Source organism: Mycobacterium paraintracellulare, assembly GCF_000276825.1.
Lineage (GTDB): Bacteria > Actinomycetota > Actinomycetes > Mycobacteriales > Mycobacteriaceae > Mycobacterium > Mycobacterium intracellulare.
This window is the reverse complement of the sequence record NC_016948.1, coordinates 4,366,680-4,388,179: the sequence shown is the minus strand read 5'-3', so window position 1 is coordinate 4,388,179 and position 21,500 is coordinate 4,366,680. Positions and strand designations below refer to the sequence as shown.

The 21,500-nt window shown below is 67.8% G+C and carries 26 protein-coding genes and 1 pseudogene; 14 read left to right on the top strand and 13 right to left on the bottom strand.

The features are described from left to right. Positions 1–28: 28 nt before the first annotated feature. The 3 genes from OCQ_RS20295 to OCQ_RS20285 all read left to right on the top strand — a co-directional run bounded on the left by OCQ_RS20295 (position 29) and on the right by OCQ_RS20285 (position 3,202). Complete coding sequence (locus OCQ_RS20295; protein WP_009957351.1) at positions 29–544, top strand: DUF6912 family protein; 516 nt, start codon at positions 29–31, stop codon at positions 542–544. A gap of 133 nt (positions 545–677) precedes the next feature. Beyond that, positions 678–1,832 carry a ferredoxin reductase gene (locus OCQ_RS20290; RefSeq protein ID WP_026071229.1) on the top strand — a complete coding sequence of 385 codons (1,155 nt, stop codon included), beginning with the start codon at positions 678–680 and terminating at the stop codon, positions 1,830–1,832. Positions 1,833–1,918: 86 nt separating this feature from the next. After that, positions 1,919–3,202: a fatty acid desaturase family protein gene (locus OCQ_RS20285; RefSeq protein ID WP_009952833.1), complete on the top strand. Its 1,284-nt coding sequence runs from the start codon at positions 1,919–1,921 to the stop codon at positions 3,200–3,202. A gap of 94 nt (positions 3,203–3,296) precedes the next feature. On the opposite strand, the gene OCQ_RS20280 is transcribed toward OCQ_RS20285, so the two are convergent. Genes OCQ_RS20280 through OCQ_RS20260 form a run of 5 tightly spaced genes read right to left on the bottom strand, consistent with a single transcriptional unit; the run spans position 3,297 to position 7,426 of the window. Beyond that, entirely contained in the window at positions 3,297–4,121 is an 825-nt protein-coding gene (locus OCQ_RS20280; RefSeq protein ID WP_014380948.1) for a hypothetical protein, read from the bottom strand. Further along, entirely contained in the window at positions 4,118–4,726 is a 609-nt protein-coding gene (locus tag OCQ_RS20275) for a TetR/AcrR family transcriptional regulator (RefSeq protein ID WP_014383178.1), read from the bottom strand. Before OCQ_RS20275 ends, OCQ_RS20280 begins: the two co-directional genes overlap by 4 nt. 60 nt (positions 4,727–4,786) lie before the next feature. Beyond that, positions 4,787–5,287 (bottom strand): DUF302 domain-containing protein, encoded by a 501-nt coding sequence (locus OCQ_RS20270; protein WP_014385650.1) that lies wholly within the window; start codon positions 5,285–5,287, stop codon positions 4,787–4,789. Next, complete coding sequence (locus OCQ_RS20265; RefSeq protein WP_008259741.1) at positions 5,274–6,233, bottom strand: carbon-nitrogen hydrolase family protein; 960 nt, start codon at positions 6,231–6,233, stop codon at positions 5,274–5,276. The genes OCQ_RS20270 and OCQ_RS20265 overlap by 14 nt, the downstream gene beginning before the upstream one ends. 11 nt (positions 6,234–6,244) lie before the next feature. Continuing rightward, a complete protein-coding gene (locus tag OCQ_RS20260; RefSeq protein ID WP_009952826.1) occupies positions 6,245–7,426 on the bottom strand; it encodes a thiolase family protein in 1,182 nt (393 codons plus the stop codon). Between the two features lie 92 nt (positions 7,427–7,518). On the opposite strand from OCQ_RS20260, the gene OCQ_RS20255 reads away from it, so the two are divergent. After that, positions 7,519–7,995 carry a winged helix-turn-helix transcriptional regulator gene (locus OCQ_RS20255; protein ID WP_009952825.1) on the top strand — a complete coding sequence of 159 codons (477 nt, stop codon included), beginning with the start codon at positions 7,519–7,521 and terminating at the stop codon, positions 7,993–7,995. On the opposite strand, the gene rsgA is transcribed toward OCQ_RS20255, so the two are convergent. Continuing rightward, the gene (gene rsgA / locus OCQ_RS20250) at positions 7,979–8,962 is read right to left on the bottom strand and encodes a ribosome small subunit-dependent GTPase A (protein ID WP_014385648.1); all 984 of its coding nucleotides are present in this window, start codon (positions 8,960–8,962) and stop codon (positions 7,979–7,981) included. The genes OCQ_RS20255 and rsgA overlap by 17 nt on opposite strands. Next, positions 8,959–10,254, bottom strand: a complete 1,296-nt coding sequence (gene aroA / locus OCQ_RS20245) for a 3-phosphoshikimate 1-carboxyvinyltransferase (protein ID WP_029384202.1) — start codon at positions 10,252–10,254, stop codon at positions 8,959–8,961. Before aroA ends, rsgA begins: the two co-directional genes overlap by 4 nt. Before the next feature lie 150 nt (positions 10,255–10,404). On the opposite strand from aroA, the gene OCQ_RS20240 reads away from it, so the two are divergent. Next, entirely contained in the window at positions 10,405–11,169 is a 765-nt protein-coding gene (locus tag OCQ_RS20240) for an SOS response-associated peptidase (protein WP_009952821.1), read from the top strand. 219 nt (positions 11,170–11,388) lie between these two features. Beyond that, a pseudogene (locus OCQ_RS27135) lies at positions 11,389–11,746 on the top strand (PPOX class F420-dependent enzyme). 214 nt (positions 11,747–11,960) lie between these two features. Here OCQ_RS27135 and OCQ_RS20230 read toward each other — a convergent pair. From OCQ_RS20230 to OCQ_RS20220, 3 genes are read right to left on the bottom strand one after another with little or no spacing between them, the layout of a single operon-like run. Further along, the gene (locus OCQ_RS20230) at positions 11,961–12,158 is read right to left on the bottom strand and encodes a hypothetical protein (RefSeq protein WP_050782782.1); all 198 of its coding nucleotides are present in this window, start codon (positions 12,156–12,158) and stop codon (positions 11,961–11,963) included. A 23-nt stretch (positions 12,159–12,181) separates the two neighbouring features. Then, positions 12,182–12,805 carry a TetR/AcrR family transcriptional regulator gene (locus OCQ_RS20225; protein ID WP_009952817.1) on the bottom strand — a complete coding sequence of 208 codons (624 nt, stop codon included), beginning with the start codon at positions 12,803–12,805 and terminating at the stop codon, positions 12,182–12,184. Positions 12,806–12,808: 3 nt separating this feature from the next. After that, positions 12,809–13,579 (bottom strand): SDR family NAD(P)-dependent oxidoreductase, encoded by a 771-nt coding sequence (locus OCQ_RS20220; RefSeq protein ID WP_009952815.1) that lies wholly within the window; start codon positions 13,577–13,579, stop codon positions 12,809–12,811. Positions 13,580–13,621: 42 nt separating this feature from the next. On the opposite strand from OCQ_RS20220, the gene OCQ_RS20215 reads away from it, so the two are divergent. Genes OCQ_RS20215 through OCQ_RS20195 form a run of 5 tightly spaced genes read left to right on the top strand, consistent with a single transcriptional unit; the run spans position 13,622 to position 18,286 of the window. Continuing rightward, positions 13,622–14,866 (top strand): alkyl sulfatase dimerization domain-containing protein, encoded by a 1,245-nt coding sequence (locus tag OCQ_RS20215; RefSeq protein ID WP_014385646.1) that lies wholly within the window; start codon positions 13,622–13,624, stop codon positions 14,864–14,866. Next, positions 14,863–15,612 (top strand): SDR family NAD(P)-dependent oxidoreductase, encoded by a 750-nt coding sequence (locus OCQ_RS20210; protein ID WP_014385645.1) that lies wholly within the window; start codon positions 14,863–14,865, stop codon positions 15,610–15,612. The genes OCQ_RS20215 and OCQ_RS20210 overlap by 4 nt, the downstream gene beginning before the upstream one ends. A 4-nt stretch (positions 15,613–15,616) precedes the next feature. Continuing rightward, the gene (locus OCQ_RS20205) at positions 15,617–16,807 is read left to right on the top strand and encodes a sulfotransferase family protein (protein ID WP_014385644.1); all 1,191 of its coding nucleotides are present in this window, start codon (positions 15,617–15,619) and stop codon (positions 16,805–16,807) included. Further along, positions 16,804–17,253, top strand: a complete 450-nt coding sequence (locus OCQ_RS20200; RefSeq protein ID WP_014380933.1) for a VOC family protein — start codon at positions 16,804–16,806, stop codon at positions 17,251–17,253. Before OCQ_RS20205 ends, OCQ_RS20200 begins: the two co-directional genes overlap by 4 nt. A 22-nt stretch (positions 17,254–17,275) precedes the next feature. Further along, positions 17,276–18,286, top strand: a complete 1,011-nt coding sequence (locus OCQ_RS20195; protein WP_009952809.1) for a zinc-dependent alcohol dehydrogenase — start codon at positions 17,276–17,278, stop codon at positions 18,284–18,286. On the opposite strand, the gene OCQ_RS20190 is transcribed toward OCQ_RS20195, so the two are convergent. Together OCQ_RS20190 and OCQ_RS20185 are read right to left on the bottom strand one after the other, a co-directional pair. Continuing rightward, entirely contained in the window at positions 18,273–18,731 is a 459-nt protein-coding gene (locus OCQ_RS20190) for an aminoacyl-tRNA deacylase (protein ID WP_014385643.1), read from the bottom strand. The two genes, OCQ_RS20195 and OCQ_RS20190, sit on opposite strands and share 14 nt — an antisense overlap. 59 nt (positions 18,732–18,790) lie before the next feature. Further along, a complete protein-coding gene (locus OCQ_RS20185) occupies positions 18,791–19,639 on the bottom strand; it encodes an SDR family oxidoreductase (protein ID WP_008259702.1) in 849 nt (282 codons plus the stop codon). 313 nt (positions 19,640–19,952) lie between these two features. Here OCQ_RS20185 and OCQ_RS20180 point away from each other — a divergent pair, with 313 nt between their 5' ends. Continuing rightward, entirely contained in the window at positions 19,953–20,615 is a 663-nt protein-coding gene (locus OCQ_RS20180; protein WP_008259701.1) for a sigma-70 family RNA polymerase sigma factor, read from the top strand. Further along, complete coding sequence (gene rsrA / locus OCQ_RS20175; RefSeq protein ID WP_008259700.1) at positions 20,612–20,926, top strand: mycothiol system anti-sigma-R factor; 315 nt, start codon at positions 20,612–20,614, stop codon at positions 20,924–20,926. Before OCQ_RS20180 ends, rsrA begins: the two co-directional genes overlap by 4 nt. 5 nt (positions 20,927–20,931) lie before the next feature. Here the strand turns inward: rsrA and OCQ_RS27360 are convergent, their stop codons facing one another. Continuing rightward, complete coding sequence (locus OCQ_RS27360; protein WP_085976515.1) at positions 20,932–21,006, bottom strand: 50S ribosomal protein bL37; 75 nt, start codon at positions 21,004–21,006, stop codon at positions 20,932–20,934. A gap of 259 nt (positions 21,007–21,265) precedes the next feature. Here OCQ_RS27360 and OCQ_RS20170 point away from each other — a divergent pair, with 259 nt between their 5' ends. Beyond that, the gene (locus OCQ_RS20170; protein ID WP_007773063.1) at positions 21,266–21,481 is read left to right on the top strand and encodes a biotin/lipoyl-binding carrier protein; all 216 of its coding nucleotides are present in this window, start codon (positions 21,266–21,268) and stop codon (positions 21,479–21,481) included. The last annotated feature ends 19 nt before the right edge of the window (positions 21,482–21,500 follow it).

Genomic DNA, 21,500 nt, shown 5'->3' with positions numbered 1-21,500 from the left:
CCGACGCCTCCACGCCGATCTAGCCAACATGACCGTCGTCTACATCCCCGCCACGCTGGCCATGCTGCAGCAGCTCGTCGCCGACGGCTCGCTGCGTCCGGTCAGCGGCACGGCGTTCGCCCTGACGCCAAAGTTGCGCGAGGCCTACGCCGCGGGCGACGACGACGAGCTCGCCGACGTGGCGCTGCGTGAGGCGGCGCTGGCCTCTCTGCGCCTGCTGGCGGGCGAAGCGCCCTCGGATTCCCGGCCGCCGCGCCGCGCGGTGCTGGCCGCCGACGTCGACTTCGACGCATCCGGGGTCACCTACCGTCCCGACCTCGACGACGCCGTCGTCAGGCTGCCCGGCGCGGTCCCGATCGAGGACGTCATCGCCGCGTACGTCGACAACGCGGGTGCCGAGGAGGCGGTGGCCAGGGCCATCGAGGCCGTCGACGCCGCGGACCTGGGCGACGAGGACGCCGAGCTGATCGTCGGCGACGCGCAAGACCACGACTTGGCCTGGTACGCCAACCAGGAGCTGCCGTTTTTGCTGGAGCTGATGTGACGCTGTGAGGCATTCCCGCCCCGGGCGCTAGCTACGACACCGTAGGTTACGGTACCGTAGGTTTCGTGAAGCACACAGAATCGATCACAATGTGAGCGTAAGTAAAGCGCCACGTCGTGAGCAGGAGCTTCCTCTGGGCAAACGGAACCCATCGATCGCGGGCAACGTCGTCGACACCAAGCGGCCCGTGGTCGCCGGTGCCGACCGGCATCCCGGCTGGCACGCCCTGCGCAAGCTCGCCGCGCGCATCACGACGCCGCTGCTGCCCGACGACTATCTGCACCTGGCCAATCCGCTCTGGTCGGCGCGCGAACTGCGAGGACGCGTCGTGCAGGTGCGTCGCGAGACGGAGGACTCCGCGACCCTGGTCATCAAGCCGGGTTGGGGCTTCAACTTCGACTACCAGCCGGGCCAGTACATCGGCATCGGACTGCTGATGGACGGGCGCTGGCGCTGGCGGTCGTATTCACTGACCTCGACCCCGGCGGCGACGCCCGCGCGCTCCGGTTCGGCGCGCACCGTGACCATCACCGTCAAGGCGATGCCGGAGGGTTTCCTCTCGTCGCACCTGGTGGCCGGCGTGGAACCGGGCACTGTCGTCCGGCTGGCCGCGCCGCAGGGCAACTTCGTCCTGCCCGACCCCGCGCCCGCCTCGATCCTGTTCCTCACCGCCGGCTCCGGGATCACGCCGGTGATGTCGATGTTGCGAACCCTGGTGCGCCGCAACCAAATCGGTGACATCGCCCACCTGCATTCGGCCCCCACGGAATCGCACGTGATGTTTCGCGGCGAGCTGGCCGCGCTGCAGGCCGACCACCCGGGCTATCGGTTGCAGCTGCGCGAGACGCGCACTCAGGGCCGGCTCGACCTGTCCGCGCTGGACGCCGACGTGCCGGACTGGCGCGAGCGCCAAACCTGGGCCTGCGGGCCGGAGGGCCTGCTCACCGCGGCCGAGCGCGTGTGGTCGGCCGCGGGCATCGCCGAGCGTTTGCATCTCGAGCGCTTCGCGGTGTCCAAGGCCGCGCCCGCCGGTGCGGGCGGGACGGTCACCTTCGCGCAAAGCGGACGCACCGTCGCCGCCGACGCCGCGACGTCGTTGATGGATGCGGGGGAGAGCGTCGGCGTGCAGATGCCGTTCGGGTGCCGCATGGGTATTTGCCAGTCCTGCGTGGTCGGCCTGGTGGAGGGCCACGTCCGCGACCTGCGGACCGGCCAGGAGCACGACCCGGGGACCCGGGTGCAGACCTGCGTGTCGGCCGCGTCCGGCGATTGCGTGCTCGACATTTAAAGGCTACTCACAGGTAACCTACGGATTCGTAGGTTACGATAGCGTAGGTCTAGTACCGAACAAACGACCGCAGGGAGATGACGACGATGGCGATCAGTGACGTCGACGTATTCGCCCATCTGACGGACGCCGATATCGAAAACCTGGCCGTTGAGCTCGATGCCATCCGCCAGGACGTGGAAGACTCGCGCGGCGAGCGGGACGCTCGCTACATCCGCCGCACCATCGCGGCCCAGCGCGCGCTCGAGGTGACCGGCCGGCTGCTGCTGGCCGCCAGCTCGCGGCGCTCGGCCTGGTGGGCGGGGACGGTGACGCTGGGCGTGGCCAAGATCGTCGAGAACATGGAGATCGGCCACAACGTCATGCACGGGCAGTGGGACTGGATGAACGACCCCGAGATTCACTCCTCGACGTGGGAGTGGGACATGAGCGGGTCGTCCAAGCACTGGCGCTACACCCACAACTTCGTGCACCACAAGTACACCAACATCCTCGGGATGGACGACGACGTCGGCTACGGCCTGCTGCGCGTCACCCGCGACCAGCGCTGGAAGCGCTTCAACATCTTCAACCTGGTGTACAACACTCTGCTGGCCCTCCTCTTCGAGTGGGGCGTCGGCCTGCAGCACGTGGAGCTCGGCAAGATCGCCAAGCGACGCATGGACAACGACGAAGCCCGGGAGCGGGTCGACGAGTTCCTGGCCAAGGCCGGGCGGCAGGTGTTCAAGGACTACGTGGCGTTCCCCGCGCTGACCTCGTTGTCACCCGGAGCCACCTACATGTCCACGCTGAAGGCCAACGCGCTTGCCAACGTGATTCGAAACGTGTGGGCCAACGCGGTGATCTTCTGCGGCCATTTCCCCGACGGCGCAGAGAAATTCACCAAGACCGACATGATCGGCGAGACCAAGGGGCAGTGGTACCTGCGCCAGATGCTGGGCAGCGCCAACTTCGAGGCGGGCCCCGCCCTGCGCTTCATGAGCGGCAACCTGTGCCACCAGATCGAGCACCACCTGTACCCGGACCTGCCGAGCAACCGGCTGCACGAGATCTCGGTGCGGGTGCGCCAGGTCTGCGACAAGTACGACTTGCCTTACACCACAGGGTCTTTCCTGTTCCAGTACGCGAAGACGTGGCGCACGCTGGCCAAGCTGTCGCTGCCGAACAAGTACTTGCGCGACGACGCCGACAACGCCCCGGAGACCCGCAGCGAGCGGATGTTCGACGAACTCGAGCCGGGTTTCTTGGGTACCGACCCGGCCACCGGCCGCCGCCGCGGTTTGAAGTCCGCGATCGCCGCCGTGCGCGGTTGGCGGCGCGGGAAGCGCGCGGCCGTCGCGCGCAGTGTCGACGACGGCCTCGCCGCCTAGGGCGCTTGCTACCTAGAGGTTCTCGCCGAACGTGTTCTGGCGGCGAATATTTCGCTGGCTTTTCGCCCTGAGTGCACGCTCGCCGCGGGCGTCGTCAGGGGTGCGCGACGAGGTAGGTCTCGTTGCCCAGGTCGGCGGTGAGTTCGTCGACGTCGAAGGGCCGGTCGAGCCGCGCGGCCAACGCCTCCTTGTCGACGAGCAGGCCGATCTCCGCGGTCTGGCGCGCGAAAAGCCGACCGATGAACGGGTAGATGCGGCGCATGATCGCCCGCTCGGCCGACGTGCAGCGTGACGCGCAGTAGCCGACGTGGCCGATTTCGTCGGTGAGGATCTCGCTGTAGAGCAATTCGATTCGCTGGGCGACGTCCGGTTCGTCGGCGAAGAGCCTTCCGCCCACCCGGCGCAGTTCGTCAAACATGATGCAGCCGGCCATCTCTGCGGCCCCGACGAACAGGAAGCCGAGCCGTTCGGGCAGGAATACGCTCGTCTTGACGAACTGGCGCATCACGAAAGGCGGGGGCACAACCTGGAAGGTGAGATCGAAGACGTCCAGCGCGTAGGCGAGCAGCCGCGTGTGGTAGTGCTCCTCGAGTTCGAGGTAGACGTTCTCGGGCGGCAGGCTCTCGTCGCTGTTACGCCCATAGGTTTCGCCGAGTCCCACGCCGAACCGCTCGGCCTGATTCAGCTTGGCGGTCGCCAGCAGGAACAGCATTTTCGGGTCCAGGCCGGGTTCGGGTCGCCGGCGGCGCAGGTTGCGCAGGAACGTCTGTCGGTCGGCGGGATGGGCCGACCGGACGGGGTTGGCTTCGAGTTCGCCGAAGAACCGCTCTCGGTTCGCCAGCCGCCTGTTGAGCAGGTCGGCCTCGCCGTCGCGGCGGGCCAGGAAGTCCCGGTAGCCCTCGATGCCCGTGCGATTCATCGTTTCTCCATTCCCTTGACAATCGTTGCCACGTAACGGCCCAACAGCGCTTCGTCGTGCGCTCCGGTGGACAGCAGCGCGAAAAGCCCGGTGAGGAAGAACGTTCCGAGTTCCGCCGCGTCGGCGTCGGCGGGCACCTGTCCCTCGTCTTGGGCCCGGCCGATCACGCCCACCAGGAACTGGGCGAGGGGATGCTGCGTCAGTTCGTCTTCGACCGGACGGGTCGAGGAGAAATGCAACCCGAGCATGTCGCGGAAAACGGCGTCGCCCAGCCGGCGTTCGGCACGCAGAACGTGCTGTACAACTTGTGACAGCACGGAGGCCAGATCGCCCTTGGCATCGCCGAGTTCGCTGATGATCCGGGTCTCCTCGTTGCGCTCCACCTCGATAAGGACGTGCTCCTTGGTGGGGAAGTGGAAGTAGAACGTCCCCCTCACCACGCCCGCCGCGGCGGCGATGGCGCTGACGTCGGCGGCGGCAAACCCGCGTTGCGAGATCTCGGACAACGCCGCGTCGAACAGGCGCGCCCGCGTCTCGAGCCGCCGGGCCTCCCGGACGCTCGCGGCTGCAGAGTTGGCCGGGGATGCTGCGCGTGCCGACGCCATGCAGGCACGGTACGCCAATCGCTGACGCCCGTCAATGACGGGCGTCAGCGAATTTGGTCGTCAGGAGCCGCCGGTCACCTTTTCGGCCAGTGCCGCCAGCTTGGCGTCGAGTTGCTCGGCGGCGCTGAGCAACTCGGGATTGGGCTCGACGACCATCAGCGACGACGGCTTGACATAGGTCACGCTGCTGCCATCGTCGCCCTCGTCGGCGACCAACAGCTCGACCGGGGCGAACAATCCGGCCTTGACGTCGTGGCGCAGCATGGTGATGGCGATCAGCGGGTTGCCGAGGATGACGCGCAACGCCTTGCGGTCGATGCCGGCCTTGGTGATCCAGGCGCCGTGGTCGACCGTGCCGAATAACATGAATCCACTTGGGCCGGCGTGGTTTTGGATTCGACCCTCGTATTCCTGCCAGTCGCCGGTCGTCGTCGTAATGTCGTCGATCGGCACCGGGCTTTCTCCGATGTCGGCGAGCAGCGCGCCGACCAGCGCGTCATAGCTCTTGGCGCTGTCGTAGCGCACCCGAATGCCCTCGAACTTGGTTTCAGACGCAGACACTTTCGACCTCCTCTGGTCCGATGCTCTCGTGTACCTGGGTACGTGGGGTGCGATCGATGAGCAGGCTGAGCGTTTCGGGCCGGCTGTAGTGGCCGCCGGCATCCATCAGCGCCTTCCGCGTGTTGATCAACGACAAGTCGAGGTCAGCGATGACGTCGCCCTCGCCCGTGCGCAGCGGCTCACCCACGTATTCGCCCTGGGGCGTGATGATCGCGGTGAAGTGGCCGCCCGAGATAGGTCCGATCGGACAGTCGGTGTCGGCCATGATCTGCGCCTGCTGATCCGCTTCGAGCCACGCGGTCGCGTTGACGACGAAGGCGCCCGACTCGAGCGCGTGATTGCGCACGCTGATCTCCATCTGCCGCGCGAACAGGTCGCCGCCGAAAGATCCGGGGAACATGCTCGAGTGGATCTGCTCGTCGTCGGCGATCAAGGCGTAGCGGGCCAATGCATTGAAGTGTTCGTAGCACGCCAACTGTCCGACGCGCCCGACTGCGCTGTCGACCGCGCGCAGCCCACTACCGTCGCCCTGGCCCCAGACCATCCGTTCGTGGTAGGTCGGCATGATCTTGCGGCGGCGCTGCAGCAGGGTGCCGTCGGCGTCGAACAACAACTGCGTGTTGTACAGCGAAGCACCGTCGCGCTCGTTGACACCGATCGATACGACCATGCCTGCCGCACGGGCGGCCTCGGCGATCGCGTCGACCGCCGGCGACGGGATCGCCACGGCCTGGTCGAGGAGCCGCAGGTGCTCCGGTCGCATCTCGAAGGGGCGCTGGACGAACGAGAAGTACGGGTAGTAGGGAATCACCGTTTCCGGGAATGTCGCGAACTGCACGTCGCGGCGTGCCAGCTGCGCGATCTTGCCGACCACCTTTTCCACGGTGCCCTCGCGACTGTAAAGGACGGGGCTGAGCTGCACTGCGGCGGCGCGGATTACGTCCATCGCCCCGTCTCCTAGCCCAGTCGCTCGATGATGGTGGCGTTGGCCATGCCGCCGCCCTCGCACATCGTCTGCAGCCCATACCGGCCACCGCGCTGCTCCAAAGCGTTCACCAGCGTCGTCATGATGCGAGCGCCGCTGGCGCCCAACGGATGACCAATCGCGATCGCTCCGCCGTTGACGTTGGTCTTGGCCAGATCGGCTCCGGTGTCGTGCGCCCAGGCCAGCACCACGGGCGCGAACGCCTCGTTCACCTCGAACAGGTCGATGTCGGCCAGCGTGAGCCCGGCTTTCGACAACACCTTCTCGGTGGCGGGAATGACGCCGGTCAGCATGTAGAGCGGGTCGGAGCCCACCACGGTGGTGGTGTGGATCCGGGCCAGCGGGCGCAGGCCCAGTTTCTGGGCGACCTCGCTGCTGGTGATCATGACCGCGGCGCTGCCGTCGGACAGCGGCGACGAGTTGCCCGGGGTGATCTCCCAATTGATCTGCGGGAAACGGGCTTTGGCCGCCTCGCTGTAGAACGCCGGCTGCAATCCGGATAGGGTCTGCACCGTCGTACCGGGGCGGATGATCTCGTCGGTGGCGAGCCCGGCAATCGGGATGAGCTCGTTGTCGAATAGCCCGTCCTTGGTGGCGCGGGCCGCCTTCTCGTGGCTGCCCGCGGAGAACTCGTCGAGTTCGGTGCGCGAAAAGCCCCACTTCGCGGCGATCAGTTCGGCGCTGATGCCTTGGGGCACCAGGCCCTCGGGATAGCGCGCGTCCATCCCCTCGCCGAACGGGTTGCTGCCCGGTGACACCTGGCTGCCCATCGGGACGCGCCCCATCGATTCCACGCCGGCGGCGATCACCAGGTCGTAGGCGCCGGCGATCACACCCTGTGCCGCGAAGCTGATGGCCTGCTGGCTGCTACCGCACTGGCGGTCGATGGTGACACCGGGCACCGTCTCCGGGAATCCCGCGCCCAGCAGGGCATTGCGGGCGATGTTGACGGCCTGGTCACCGACCTGGGTGACGGCGCCGGCGATGACATCGTCGACCTGTGCCGGATCGACACCGGTGCGCGTCACCAGCTCGCGCAGGCTGTGCGCGAGCAGGTCGGCGGGCAGCACATCGTGCAGCGCGCCACTGGCCTTGCCCTTGCCGATGGGCGTGCGCACTGCTCCGACGATGACGGCGTCGCGACCCTGGTTCATGGCTCCTCCTCGAGTCCATCTGGGTATATCAAGCTATACTCAGATAAACACCTCGGTATGCTGAAAGCAACCCAGCTGGGGAGGTGATTTAGATGACACTGCTGCAGGGGCCGCTGGCCGACCGCGACGCCTGGTCGGCGGTGGGCGAGTGCGCGATCGAAAAGACGATGGGGGTCGTCGGTACCAAATCCGCGATGCTGATCATGCGCGAGGCGTACTACGGCACCACTCGTTTCGACGACTTCGCCCGCCGGGTGGGCATCACCAAGGCCGCCACCTCGGCGCGGCTGGCCGAGCTCGTCGAGCTCGGACTGCTACGGCGCCAGCCCTATCGGGAGCCCGGCCAGCGCAGCCGCGACGAGTATGTGCTCACCCAGGCGGGCATCGATTTCATGCCGGTGGTGTGGGCGATGTTCGAGTGGGGGAGGCATCATCTGCCGGGGCGTCACCGGCTGCGGCTGACACACGTGGGCTGCGGTGCCGAGGTCAGCGTCGAAATCCGGTGCGCCGAGGGACATTTGGTGCCGCCGGATGAGCTCGGCATGCGGCTGGCTAAGAAGCCTGGTTGAGTGCGGCCAGCAGTCGGCGGGCGGCCGCGACGCGGCGGGCGGCGGGCCCGGTCAGTGTGTCCAGCGCGCACTCGGGGTCGGCCGGCGGGCCCATGTGCCCGCAGCCGCGCGGACAGTCCTCGATGGCGTCCGCCAAATCCGAGAACGCCATCATGACGTCGTCGGGCTGGATATGGGCCAGCCCGAAGGAGCGGATGCCCGGCGTGTCGATCACCCAGCCCGACGTCGCCAGTGGGAGCGCGACCGATTGCGTGGAGGTGTGCCGCCCCCGGCCGATGTCGGTCACGTCGCCGACGGCGCGGTCCGCGTCGGGCACCAGCCGGTTCACCAACGTTGACTTGCCGACGCCGGAATGCCCGAGCAGCACGGTGATCTTGCCGGCGAGCAAATCCGCCACGGCGAGCAGGGGATCGTCGCGGCCCGCGACGACCACCGTCAGATCCAGGTCGACGAACTGCTCCGCGAACGGCTCCGGCGGGGCGAGGTCGGTCTTGGTCAGGCACAGGATCGGGGTGAGTCCGCCGGCATAGGCGGCGATCAGCGTCCGGTCCACCAGCCCGGTGCGGGGAGGCGGGTCGGCGAGCGCCACCACGATCAGTAGCTGGTCGGCGTTGGCGACGACCACCCGTTCGGTCGGATCGGTGTCATCGGCGGTGCGCCGCAACACAGTTCGGCGCTCACCGCGGCGCACGATGCGGGCCAGCGTGTCCGTCCGCCCGGACAGATCGCCGACCACATCGACCTCGTCGCCGACGACGATCGGCGTGCGGCCCAGTTCCCGGGCCCGCATGGCGGTGACCCGACGGTCGACGTCGCCGCCCAGCACGCACCCCCAGCGGCCGCGGTCGACACTGACCACCATGGCGGCCTGGGCGTCGGCGTGCTCGGGACGCGTCTTCGTCCGCGGCCGCGAACCCCGGCCGGAGCGGATCTTGACGTCGGACTCGTCGTAGTCGCCGGGCTTCACATGCCGCGGTCTTCCTGTGCGGTCAGCATGTCGGCCCACAGCCGCGGAAAGTCGGGCAGCGTCTTGGTGGTGGCGCCGATGTCGTCGACCTCGACGCCGGCTACCCGAAGCCCGACGATTGCGCCCGCCATCGCCATCCGGTGGTCGGCGTACGCGCGCCAGACGCCCGGCCGCAGCGGTGTCGCGGTGATCACCAGGCCGTCGGGCGTTTCGGTGCAATCGCCGCCCAGGCGGTTGATTTCGGCGCTCAGCGCGGCGAGCCGATCGGTCTCGTGGCCGCGCAGGTGGGCGATGCCGGACAGGCGCGACACCGAGCCCGGGGCCGCCAGCGCCGCCAGGGCGGCCACCGACGGGGTCAGCTCGCCGACCGCGCGCAGGTCGACGTCAAAACCGCCGTAGTCCCCGGAGCCGCGCGCCTCCAGGTGCGAATCATGTTGGGTGACAACAGCATTCAACTTGCCCAACACGGCCAGGATGTGCTCGGCGGGTTGCACGCTGTTCGCCGGCCAGCCTGTGATGCGCACCGCGCCGCCGGTGACGACGGCCGCCGCCAGGAACGGGACGGCGTTCGTCAGGTCCGGCTCGACCACCCAGTGCCGGGCCGCGACCGGCCCGGGTCGCACCCGCCAGCGGTTGGGGACGGAGTCGTCGACGTCGACGCCGGCCTGGCGCAGCATCGTCACCGTCATCGCGATGTGCGGCGCCGACGGCAACGCCGAACCGGTGTGCCGCACCGTCAGCCCCTCGGCGAAAGAGGCCGCGCACAACAGCAACCCGGAGACGAACTGTGACGAGGCCGAGGCGTCGATCTCGACGGTGCCCCCGGGGACCGCGCCGGTGCCCAGGACCCGAAACGGCAGACCCGAGCCATCGATCCGCACGCCCAACCCGCGCAGCGCGTCGAGTAGCGGCGCGATGGGCCGCGCCCTGGCCTGCTCGTCGCCGTCGAACTCGACGATCGATTCGGCGAGCGCCGCCAGCGGCGGGACGAACCGCAGCACCGTGCCCGCCAGGCCGCAATCGACCTGTGCCATCGGTTCCGGCACCACGCGGCCGCTGACCGTCAACTCCGTCCCGTCGCCGTCGACGCGCAGGCCCAGCGTGCGCAGCGCGCCGATCATCAAGTCGGTGTCCCGGCTGCGCAGTGCCCCGCTGATGGTCGGGGTGCCCTGGCCCTGCGCCGCCGCCAGCGCCGCCAGCACCAGGGTCCGGTTGGTCTGCGATTTCGAACCGGGAACGGTCACGGTCGCGTGCACCGGTTGCGGTGCCCGGGGGGCCGTCCACGTAGTCACCGGTCCATCATCGCCTGTCACCGGTTGTTGCCACCAATAGGAGTTCGCGACTTCTGCCACCCACAGGAGTTCGGTGGCTTCTGCCACCCATAGGAGTTCCGTGGCTTCTGCCACCCATAGGAGTCCCGTGGCTTCTGCCACCATGGAGGTATGTGCGGACGGTTTGCGGTCACGACCGACCCGGCCCTGTTGGCCCAGAAGATCAAGGCGATCGACGAGACCACCGGCGCCGACGCCGATTCGAGCGCGCCCAACTACAACGTGGCTCCGACCTCGACCATCGCGACCGTCGTCAGCCGGCATTCCGAACCCGAGGACGAGCCGACGCGGCGGGTGCGGCTGATGCGCTGGGGCTTGGTGCCGCCGTGGGCCAAGGCGGGCGCCGACGGCGCGCCCGAAACCAAGGGTCCGATGCTGATCAACGCCCGCGCCGACAAGGTCACCAGCTCGCCGGCCTTCCGGACCAGCGCCAAGTCCAAGCGTTGCCTGATCCCGATGGACGGCTACTACGAATGGCGGGTCAATTCCGACGCCGCGGCCGGCAAGAAGTCTCGCAAGACACCGTTTTTCATGTACCGGGAGGACGGCGAGCCGCTGTTCATGGCGGGCCTGTGGTCGGTATGGAAGCCGGCCAAGGACGCGTCGCCCCTGCTGAGCTGCACAATCATCACCACCGACGCGCCCGGGGAGCTCGCGCAGATCCACGATCGGATGCCGTTGGTGATGCCCGAACGCGATTGGGACCGATGGCTCGACCCCGACGCCCCGATCGACGAAAAACTGCTGGCCCGCACGCCCGACGTGCGCGCCATCCGCACGCGTGAGGTGTCGACGCTGGTCAACAACGTGCGCAACAACGGCCCGCAGCTACTCGAGCCGGCCGAGCCGGAGCCCGAGCAGATGAAAATCCTGTAGCGCTCGGCTGGCCGCTATTACTGCGCTCGGGACCGCGTGGACGTCTGAATAACCGATTTGCCTAAGGGCAGGCGCGATTTCGCGTCGTCTTTTGCGCTTCCGTAGTTCTTCGCCGGCCGCCAGCAGCGCGATGGCCGGGTTGTCGGATCACGCACAGCTTCTTCGTCGTATGGATAGACAGCCGAAACGCCCGGAACCACGACGAATCAGGAGAACACAATGAACATCACGAAACTCAACGACAGCGCACGCCAACTCATCGGTTCCGACCCGGCCACGCTTGTCACGATCAATCGCGACGGAAGCCCGCAAGTCAGCCTGGTCTGGGTGACGGTGCAGAGTACAGCCGACGGCGGTGACCATCGCGTCCACCGACCGCAGCGGGCCGCAGACGCCCTATCTGTTGATCAGGGGCACGGCGCGCGTCGAGGAGGGCGGTGCTCCCGAACTACTCGACAAGATCGCCACGACTATCTTTGGCCCCGGCACGGGGTTCCCCCCGCCTGACGCACCCCCCGGATACCTGACTCACATCACGATCGAGAAAGTCGGCGGCGTGGGCCCATGGGCGGCATGAACGTCAAGTTCACATAGGTTCGTCATCCTCGCAAATGGGGACGTGTTGAGCTATACCGCCTCATCGTCGCCTCCGTCGCGCAGCAGCTTTTCCGGGTGGTGGAAGGTGTAGGTGCAGGCTTGACGACGAAACGCTCCTCGGCGAGTCGTTGTTCGCGTTCGGAGCGTCGCCGAATGACACGTGCACCCGAGGGGCGCAACGCCTGACGGCCGGATCAGTTGCTGAGCACCGACTTCCAGTTGCCGTTGACGTTACGGTCCGCAACGCACCAGAAGTTGTTCCAGCTTCCCGGCGCCGTGGCCTTCACGCCTGGGCCCGCGTTCTGGCACGCCTCGCGCGTCGGGTAATTGCCCTCCGTCTGAATCGTGTCGGCGTCGCTGACGCCCACGCCAATCGTCAACGGCCCAGCCATGGCCAGCAGACCCGCCGCGGCGCCTAACCCCGCTGCGCCGCGAGCGCCACGGCGGTGGCCACCGCCTCCAGCAGGTGGGTGAGTTGCTCGGCGGCGCCGACGGTGCGGTCGCCGGCGGCCAGCCGGGTGAAGATGCCGGCGATGAAGGTCGTGACGGCGGTGGTCTGCGCGGCCAGCAGTTCGGGGTCGCGGGTGTCCGGCTGCAGATGGGCGATGGCGTCGCGGGCCATCGCGTTGATCCGGGCGACGAACACCTGCGCCGTCTCGGCCAGATCGGGATCGCGCGCGGCGCCCAGCAGCAACTCGTGGCGCGCCCGGTTCAGCATCAGCCCGGTCCCGTCGGCCTGCATCATGGTCAGCCGGGCCAGGTGCGCGAACGGCGAGACCGGGTCGACCGGCTCATCGATCACCGACTGCAAATTTGCGACGTCGATCTCGGCCACCCGCTTGCCGACGCCGCGCAGCAGGGCCGTGCGGGTGCGGTAGTAGTACGACGTGGTGCCCTCGGGGACGCCGGCGCAGCGGTCGACCTGCCCATGGGTGAGTCCACGCGATCCGTGCTCGGCCAGCACCCGGATCGCCGCGTCGCACAGGTCGCGGCGGCGTTCATCGCCGTCGCGCTTGCGGGATCTCGTACTGGCGGCCATGGGTCACCGAAGGACGGTGCCGCCGTCGATGTTGACGACCTGACCGTTGATCCACTCGCCCTCCCTGGACAGCAGGAAGGCGACCAGCGCGGCGATGTCGCCGGGCTCGCCGACGCGCGGTCCGCGAATGCGCTTGAGCGCGCCGGCCTCCAGGTCCGGCCACTGCGGCACCGAGCGGATGGTCTCGGTCGCGGTGAAGCCGGGCGCGACCGCGTTGCACCGGATGTTGTCCTTCCCCCACCGCGACGCGACGTGGCGAGTGAGCGCGCCGATGCCTGCCTTCGCGGTGGCATAGGCCGGGCGCGCGGGCTCTCCTTGGAACGCCGCCGCCGACGACATGTTGACGATGGCCCCGCCGCCGCGGTCCAGCATTCTCGGGATGGCGTATTTCATCGCGGCCACATACCCGCGCAGGTTCACCGCCATCACCCGATCCCAGACGTCGAAATCGATGTCCACCACGTCGGTGTCGGCCCGGATGATGCTCATGTCGGCGCCCACGTTGAACAGCAGGTCCACGCCGCCGAAAGTCGTTGCGGCGGTGTCGATCAGCGCCGCGACCGACGCGGGATCCGCCAGGTCGAAGGCCACGTGCGTCGCCGCGCCGCCGGTCGCGGCGATGCGTTCGGCCGTCCGCCGCGCGCAATCGTCGGCGACGTCGCCGACGATTACCCGGCAGCCTTCGCCGGCGAGACGGGCGGCCGTCGCCGCGCCGATGCCGGTGGCGCCGCCGACCACGACCGCCACCTTGTCGATCAGACCCTGCAATCCCATGGATATTGACTTTACCTCTAGAACTGTAGAGGATCGCCAGTCATGGCTGGGATTCATCGGGAGCGGCCCGGGGCCGGCGACCTGTCGGCGGCGACGGACACGCCCGCGCTGGCCCTCGGCGACGGCGTGTGGATGTCGCCGGGCGTCTCCAACGCCTACGCGGTGGCCACCGACGAGGGGCGGGTCATCGTCAACAGCGGGCTGGTCTTCGAGGGGCCGCTGCACCGCAAGGCTTTTGCCAAGGTGCCGGGCCCGACACGGGCCATCATCGTCACCCAGGGGCACGCCGACCATTGGGGCGGGGTGAAGGCGCTGCGCGACGAGGGCACCAACGTCGTGATGCACCGCAACTACCGGTACTGGCGCGACGACAACACACTGCTCATGGGCTACCGGGTGCCCAAGACGTCGTTCGCCTTCCAGAAGTTCTCCGACGCCGTGCTCGAGCACTTCAAGACCCTCGACCCCGCGACCATCGACTTCTCGTTCCCCGAGCCGACGACGACCTTCGACCAGCGCCACAACATCACCGTCGGAGGGCGTACCTTCGAGCTGGCGTGGACGCCGGGCGGCGAGACCACCGACGCACTGGTGGTGTGGCTGCCGCAGGAGCGAATCCTGTTCACCGGCAACCTGTTCGGCCCGCTGTTCGGGCATGTCCCGAATCTGATGACCATCCGCGGCGACCGCTATCGCGATCCCATTCTCTACATCGAGTCGTTGAACACCGTGCTCGACTACGGACCGCAGCGGCTGATCACCGGCCACTTCGACCCGATCGAGGGCGCCGACCGCATCGCGGAGGAAGTCAGCGCGATGCGTGACGCCATGCAGGCCGTGCACGACCGCACCGCCGAACTGATGAATTCCGGCGCCGACGTCCATACCGCGATGCGCGAGGTCACCGTGCCCGAGCACCTCGACATCGGTGAAGGGTACGGCAAGACCTCGTGGAATGTGCGCGCCATCTGGGAGATGTACACCGGGTGGTTCCGGCATCGCTCCACCACCGAACTGTATGGGATCGCACCGGATTCCGTTGCGGCCGATGTGGTGAGCGCCGCCGGGGCCGACGCGCTCGTGGACGCGGCCCGCGCGCACCTGGCGGTCGGGCGGCCGGTGCAGGCCATCCACCTCACCGACCTGATCCTGGCCGCCCAGCCGTTGCACGCGGCGGCACGTGCCGTCGCCGCCGAAGCCCACGAGGCACTGTTGGCCGACGCCGACAACTTCTGGGAAAAAGCGTGGCTCACCAAATCCATCAACGAACTGAGGTCACCCGAATGAACACCGTCAACTTCGATTTCACCGGCGCCACCGTGCTGGTGACCGGCGGCACCAGCGGCATCGGCAACGCCATCGCCGCCGCATTCGCCGGGGCGGGCGCGGCCGTCACCGTCACCGGCACCCGCGGGTCCGCCACGGACTATTCCGAGACGGATCTGAGCGCCTACACCTACCGCCAATGCCAGATACAGGACCCGAAATTGGTTGACGCCCTGGCGGATTCGCTGGGTGAACTGGACATCTTAATCAACAACGCCGGCGGCCCCTACCCGGCGGGTGACGAATACGACCCGGACGGATACGTCGCGTCGGTGACGCAGAACATGTTCGGCCCGATGCGGCTGACCATGCGCTGCCATGACCTGCTCAAGTCCAGCCAGGCTCCCGGCGGGGCGAGCGTCGTCAGCGTCGTGTCGATGTCCGCGTTCCGCTCCGCCGTGTTCGTCCCCGGCTACGCCTCGTCGAAGATGGGCCTGCTCGCCCTCACGATGAACCTGTCGCGGCGGTGGGCCAACGACGGGATCCGGGTCAACGCCATCGCACCCGGCCTCATCGACACCCGAATGACCCACCCGGCCATGGGCATTCCCGAGGTGATGGACGTCGAGATCGGCTTCCACACGCCCCTGGGCAGGCCCGGCACGCCCCAGGACTGCGCCGGCGCGACGCTGTTCCTGTGTACCGACGCCGCCTCGTACATCACCGGCACCACCATCGCCGTCGACGGCGGATACCTGACGGTCTGAAACGATGAGCGACAACAACTTCGACAACGTCTCGACCACCGACGACGTCTTCAAGCTGGCCGCACAGCGCACCGGCCTCACCGAAATCGATTCCGATTCTTGGCGAGACGGCCTGGCCATCATGCTCGACGAGCTCAACAGTTCGGCCGCGTTCACCCCCTTCGGCCGCGAACGGGTCCTCACCGACGCCACCGACGCGCTCGGGCGGCGCATGCAGGTCCACGCCTACATCCAGGAGCACCCCGAAGTCCTCGACGCGCCCGTCGAGCGACCGCTGATCGTGCTGGGCATGCCCCGCACTGGAACCACGGTCATCAGTTACCTGCTCGACCAGGATCCGGCCCGGCGCTCGCTGCTGCACTGGCAGTGCGTGCACCCGATCCCGCCGGCCACCACCGAGGCGCTGCGCACCGACGCGCGCTGCCTGGCCCTGCTGGAGGAACAGCGCAAGATTTTGGACATGGTCACGCAGGCCAAAGTGCCGCTGCCGCACTGGGAAGACGCCGATGGGCCCACCGAGGACATGTTCATCCACAATCAGGATTTCAAGGGGCTGTCCTGGGACTCGTTCCTGTCGACCTCGCGCTACGCCGAATGGCTGTTCCACGAGGCCGACATGACCAGCACGTACGAATATCAGAAGCGTTACCTGCAGGTGTTGCAGTCCACCGCGCCCGGCAACTGGAGCCTCAAGATGCCGTCGCATTCGGTGCACATCGAGGCGCTGCTCAAGGTGTTCCCCGACGCCCGGCTGATCTGGGCGCACCGGGACCCCTACAGGGCGACGGGGTCGCTGTGCAACCTGTGGAAGCTGCCCAAGGGGATGGTGCTGCATCCCGATGCCATCGACCTGAATGCCATGGGGCGCAACGCCATGGCGCAGATGCGCTACCACGTCCAGCGGCCGCTGCGCGCCCGCGATCGCATCGGCGACGAGCGCTTCTTCCATATGTACTACCACGAGATGATGCGTGACCCGATGGACGTCATGCGGCGCATCTACGAATGGGCCGACGAGCCGCTGACCGCAGAAACCGAAGCGCGGATGCGCAATTGGCTCGCCGGGCACCCCCAGGACCGGTTCGCGCTCAATGCCTACACCCTCGACCAGTATGGCCTGACCGTCGAAGCGCTCGAACCGATCTTCGCCGAATATCTCGATACGTTCGACATCGAACTGGAAGGCACAGCATGAACCCGGCGGACTGCTATCACACCGGGCTGGTGGTTGACGATATGGCCGCCGCCGCCGAACGGCTCACCAGGGTGATGGGGTACCGGTGGACCAAACCGGTCGATGCCGCGTTGAGCGTGGCCACCGCGGACGGCGACATCGAGGTGCCGTTCCGCTTTGTGTACTCGGTGGACGCACCGCACCTGGAAGTGATTCAGGCGGTGCCCGGCACGATCTGGACCCCGCCGCCCAGGGGCGGCGCCCACCACCTCGGCTACTGGGTCGACGACATGGCCGGTGCCGCAGCGCAACTCGAACGCAGCGGGTACCGGCTGGAGGCGCGACCCAGCGGCGAGACGCTGTCGATGTTCGCCTACTACGTCGACCCGGCTGGAGTCCGCATCGAGATCGTGGACCGGGCACTGTTTCCCGACTGGCCGGGGTTTCTGCAATCCATGGCGGCTTGACCGTAAGACCGAGGAGTCACCGATGAAGATGTCAATGGTCACCGGCCCGGGCAAGGCCGAGGTGCTCGACGCCGAGCGTCCCACGGTGGGCCCCAACGACGTACTGGTCCGGATGCGCGCCTGCGGCATCTGCGGCTCGGACGCCTTCTACATCACCATCGGCGGGCTGCCCCCGCGCCAGGGACACACGCCGCTCGGACACGAGCCCGCCGGGGAGATCGCCGAGGTCGGCGCGAAGGTGAGCGGCCTGGCCGTCGGCGACCACGTCGTCATCAACCCGATGGCCGCCCCGAGCGGCATCATCGGCAACGGCGGGCCCAGCGGCGCGCTCGCCGACTACCTGCTCATCGAAAACGCCGTACGCGGAACGAGTCTCGAGGTCATCCCCGACCACGTCCCGTGGGAGGTCGCGGCGCTCAACGAGCCGATGGCCGTCGCGCGCCACGGCGCCAACCGGTGCCGACCCAAGCCGACGGACAAGGTCGCCGTGTTCGGCGCCGGACCGATCGGCCTGGGCGCCACGCTGGCCTTCAAATCCCTTGGCGTGAGCCACGTCGTCGTCGTGGACCTGCTCCCCGGCCGGCTGGACAAGGCGCTGCAGATCGGCGCCGACGCCGTCATCAACTCCGCCGACGAGGACGTGGTGGCGCGGCTGATCGAACTGCACGGCGCGGGCGATTCCATGTACCCCGGGAAGGCCGGCACGAACATCTATCTCGACGCGGCCGGTGTGCCCGCCGTCGTCAACACCGCGCTCGCCGCGGCGCAAAAGGGCGCCACCGTCGGCATCGTCGGCGTCCACAAGGAGCCGGTGCCCGTCGACCTCATCAACCTGATGAGCAACGAGATCACCCTGCTCGGGAGCATGGGCTACCCCGACGAAATCTTCGAGGTGACCAAGGATCTCGTCGCGAACTGGGAGAAGTACGCGCTGATCGTCAGCCACACCATCCCGTTCGGCAGCGTCGGTGATGCGCTCGAGCTCGCCCAGACTCCGGGCGCCGCGGACAAGGTCGTCGTCACGTTCGGCTGATGTCGGCGGTGATCGCGCCGGTGAGGCGGATCAGGTCCCGGGGCGCGACCGCGACGTCGTAATGCCGCTTGCCGGCGCTGCACAGGATCCGATCCCAGCGCAGCGCGGAGCCGTCCAGGACCGTGCGGAGCCGCTTGCGCTGACCGAACGGCGAAATGCCGCCCACCACATAGCCGGTGGCCCGCTCGGCGGCGGCCGGCTCGGCCATGACGGCCTTGGGCACACCCAGCGCCGCGGCGACCGCCTTCAGCGACAACCGCCACGGCACCGGCACGATCGCGACGGCCAGCTCACCCGGCAGGGCGACGATCAGGGTCTTGAAGACCTGTTCGGGCGCGACGTCGGACGACTCGGACAGGTCGGTGACCGCGTCGAAGTGCAGAACCTGGTGCGGCACACCGGCTTTCATCAACGCGGCGATGCCCGGAGTGGCCGCGCCGCCCACCGGCTACCTCCGCTGGTCGTGACCCGCGGCGCCCGGCTGCGCCGCGCTTGCGATCACGACTAAGGCCCCGAGTACCCCGGCGGGTTGACGCCGTCGACCCAGAAGTCCACGCCCAGCTTCGAACCGGGCACACAGTCGTATGTCGAGAGGTCCTTGACGCCGGATTCCACCAGCACGTCCTCGCACAGCAGCATGTTGCCGGTGTACTCCCTGGACGGCTTGTTGAGGACGACGTAGGCGGCGTCCGAGTACACCTCGGGCTTGCGGGCCCGGCCCATCGCCTCGTCGCCGCCGAGCAGGTTCTGCACCGCGGCCGTCGCCACCAGCGTGCGCGGCCACAGCGTGTTCGACGCGATGCCCTCGTCCCGCATTTCTTCGGCGATGCCCAGCGCGCACAGCGTCATCCCGAACTTGGCCATCATGTACGCCGTCGGCTTCAACCACTCGCGGCCCAGCAGCACCGGCGGCGACAGCGTCAGGATGTGCGGGTTCTCGCGGCCCTTCAGATGCGGGATGCATGCCTGCGACACCGCGTACGTGCCCCGCACCTGGATGCCGTTCATCAGGTCGAACCGCTTCATGGGCACCTCGGTGACCGAACCCAGGTTGATCGCCGACGCGTTGTTGACGCAGATGTCGATGCCGCCGAACTGCTCGACGGTCTTGGCCACGGCCGCCTCGACCGAATCGGGATCGCGGACGTCCCCGACGATCGGCAGGGCCTGCCCGCCCGCCTCTTCGAGCTCCTTCGCCGCGGTGAACACCGTTCCCGGCAGCTTCGGGTGCGGCTCGGCGGTCTTGGCGATCAGGGCGATGTTGGCACCGTCCTGCGCGGCGCGCTTGGCGATCGCCAGGCCGATGCCGCGGCTGGCGCCGGAGATGAACATGGTCTTGCCATTCAGGGACATGGCGTCACACTAACGCCACGCCCGAATCGGTCCGATCGGGGTCTACGCCGGGGAGCGGGCACCGATATCGCGGGCCGAATTCCGCCCGGAAATAGTCGGATCGCGCGCGCGGTTGATCCAATTGGTTTTCGATGCGGTGGGTCACACCCGGGCAAAAGCTGTCGGGGTGAGCCTTTAGATTGGGAGGAGCAGCGTGGTGTCAACGGCGACGAGCCTGTTAGGCGAGGAGCAGTTGGCTGGCGTCCTTGCGAGTCCGGTGGCACTTTCGGTGCTTTCCGGTAGCACCGCAGCAGAAGGGACCGGGTTAATCGATATGGCCGATTCTCTAGATGGCCGCGATAGCGCGGCGGGGCCGTCCATCACCGAACCCGCGGCGCCCGAAGAGACGGACGCGGAACTGACGGCGCGGTTCGAGCGCGACGCGATTCCCCTGCTGGACCAGCTTTATGGCGGTGCACTGCGCATGACGCGGAATCCCGCCGACGCCGAGGATTTGCTGCAAGAGACGATGGTGAAGGCCTACGCGGGCTTCCGCTCGTTTCGCGCCGGGACCAATCTCAAGGCGTGGCTGTACCGGATCCTGACCAACACCTACATCAACAGCTACCGCAAGAAGCAGCGCCAGCCCGCGGAGTACCCGACCGAGGAAATCACCGACTGGCAGCTGGCCGCCAATGCCGAGCATTCCTCCACCGGGCTGCGTTCGGCCGAGGTGGAGGCGCTGGAGTCGCTGCCGGACTCCGAGATCAAAGACGCGCTGCAGGCCTTGCCGGAGGAATTCCGGATGGCGGTCTATTACGCCGACGTCGAGGGATTTCCGTATAAGGAAATCGCGGAAATCATGGACACGCCCATCGGAACGGTAATGTCACGGCTGCACCGCGGTCGACGGCAACTGCGCGGCCTGTTGGCCGACGTTGCCAAGGAGCGGGGCTTCAACCGCGGTCAGCAGGCGCACGAGGAGGTGTCGTCATGAGCGAGTTCGCCGGCCAGGGCGGTGCTTCGGCGGATGCCTGCCCCAACGACGAGTCCCACGGCAGCGTCGGCTGCGCGGAGGTCATCCGCCAGGTATGGCTGCTGCTCGACGGTGAATGCGGCCCGGATACCCGCGAACAACTGCGCAGGCATCTCGAGGCGTGCCCCGGCTGCTTCAAGCACTACGGGCTCGAAGAGCGGATCAAGGCGTTGATCGCCACCAAGTGCAAAGGTGAGAGGGCCCCGGAGGGCCTGCGCGAGCGGCTACGGCTCGAGATTCGGCGCACCACCATCATCCGGGGTACGCAGTAGCGTCCTCAGGAATTGGGCCGCTTGCCGTGGTTGGCCTTGCTGTGCTTGCGGTCGCGCTTCTTACGGCCTCGTTTGGCCATGGGTCGAACCTCCGTTGATTGCTGTCAAACCAGGCGCCTGGCGCCGGTTGGCTTGTCGTCCAGTCTCTCATGAGACGCGCCGCGCACTGTCTTCGCCCTGGTGCGGCCCGCGGGAGGGGCCGGGCGCCGTCGTCGCGGTGGGGCCTGTGGTTCGATGTAGGCGACCTGATAGAACGTTGATGGACCAACCAGCGATGGACCAACAACCAGCGATGACCAGCGGCCAGCCTGCGCAGAGGCCGAAACGAGTGGGGTGAAGATGGCCGAGGATGTGCGCGCCGAGATCGTGGCCAGCGTGCTCGAAGTCGTTGTCAACGAGGGTGATCAGATCGGCAAAGGCGACATCGTGGTGCTGCTGGAGTCGATGAAGATGGAGATTCCCGTCCTTGCGGAGGTCGGCGGCACCGTCAGCAAGGTGAGCGTGTCGGTGGGCGACGTCATTCAGGCGGGCGACCTCATCGCGGTGATCAGCTAGCCGGTCGGGCCCTTCGACC

What these genes read in the sequence shown, in the direction of transcription:
- OCQ_RS20170 (WP_007773063.1), top strand. Translation starts at nt 21,266, where the DNA reads ATGGCCGAGGATGTGCGCGCCGAGATCGTGGCCAGCGTGCTCGAAGTC.
- OCQ_RS20185 (WP_008259702.1), bottom strand. Translation starts at nt 19,639, where the DNA reads ATGTCCCTGAATGGCAAGACCATGTTCATCTCCGGCGCCAGCCGCGGC.
- OCQ_RS20220 (WP_009952815.1), bottom strand. Translation starts at nt 13,579, where the DNA reads ATGGGATTGCAGGGTCTGATCGACAAGGTGGCGGTCGTGGTCGGCGGC.
- OCQ_RS20275 (WP_014383178.1), bottom strand. Translation starts at nt 4,726, where the DNA reads ATGGCGTCGGCACGCGCAGCATCCCCGGCCAACTCTGCAGCCGCGAGC.
- OCQ_RS20295 (WP_009957351.1), top strand. Translation starts at nt 29, where the DNA reads ATGACCGTCGTCTACATCCCCGCCACGCTGGCCATGCTGCAGCAGCTC.
- OCQ_RS20205 (WP_014385644.1), top strand. Translation starts at nt 15,617, where the DNA reads ATGAGCGACAACAACTTCGACAACGTCTCGACCACCGACGACGTCTTC.
- OCQ_RS20265 (WP_008259741.1), bottom strand. Translation starts at nt 6,233, where the DNA reads ATGGACGTAATCCGCGCCGCCGCAGTGCAGCTCAGCCCCGTCCTTTAC.
- OCQ_RS20180 (WP_008259701.1), top strand. Translation starts at nt 19,953, where the DNA reads ATGGCCGATTCTCTAGATGGCCGCGATAGCGCGGCGGGGCCGTCCATC.
- OCQ_RS20255 (WP_009952825.1), top strand. Translation starts at nt 7,519, where the DNA reads ATGACACTGCTGCAGGGGCCGCTGGCCGACCGCGACGCCTGGTCGGCG.
- OCQ_RS20200 (WP_014380933.1), top strand. Translation starts at nt 16,804, where the DNA reads ATGAACCCGGCGGACTGCTATCACACCGGGCTGGTGGTTGACGATATG.
- OCQ_RS20285 (WP_009952833.1), top strand. Translation starts at nt 1,919, where the DNA reads ATGGCGATCAGTGACGTCGACGTATTCGCCCATCTGACGGACGCCGAT.
- OCQ_RS20225 (WP_009952817.1), bottom strand. Translation starts at nt 12,805, where the DNA reads ATGGCCGCCAGTACGAGATCCCGCAAGCGCGACGGCGATGAACGCCGC.
- OCQ_RS20210 (WP_014385645.1), top strand. Translation starts at nt 14,863, where the DNA reads ATGAACACCGTCAACTTCGATTTCACCGGCGCCACCGTGCTGGTGACC.
- OCQ_RS20280 (WP_014380948.1), bottom strand. Translation starts at nt 4,121, where the DNA reads ATGAATCGCACGGGCATCGAGGGCTACCGGGACTTCCTGGCCCGCCGC.
- rsrA (WP_008259700.1), top strand. Translation starts at nt 20,612, where the DNA reads ATGAGCGAGTTCGCCGGCCAGGGCGGTGCTTCGGCGGATGCCTGCCCC.
- OCQ_RS20230 (WP_050782782.1), bottom strand. Translation starts at nt 12,158, where the DNA reads ATGGCTGGGCCGTTGACGATTGGCGTGGGCGTCAGCGACGCCGACACG.
- OCQ_RS20215 (WP_014385646.1), top strand. Translation starts at nt 13,622, where the DNA reads ATGGCTGGGATTCATCGGGAGCGGCCCGGGGCCGGCGACCTGTCGGCG.
- OCQ_RS20195 (WP_009952809.1), top strand. Translation starts at nt 17,276, where the DNA reads ATGAAGATGTCAATGGTCACCGGCCCGGGCAAGGCCGAGGTGCTCGAC.
- OCQ_RS20260 (WP_009952826.1), bottom strand. Translation starts at nt 7,426, where the DNA reads ATGAACCAGGGTCGCGACGCCGTCATCGTCGGAGCAGTGCGCACGCCC.
- OCQ_RS20240 (WP_009952821.1), top strand. Translation starts at nt 10,405, where the DNA reads ATGTGCGGACGGTTTGCGGTCACGACCGACCCGGCCCTGTTGGCCCAG.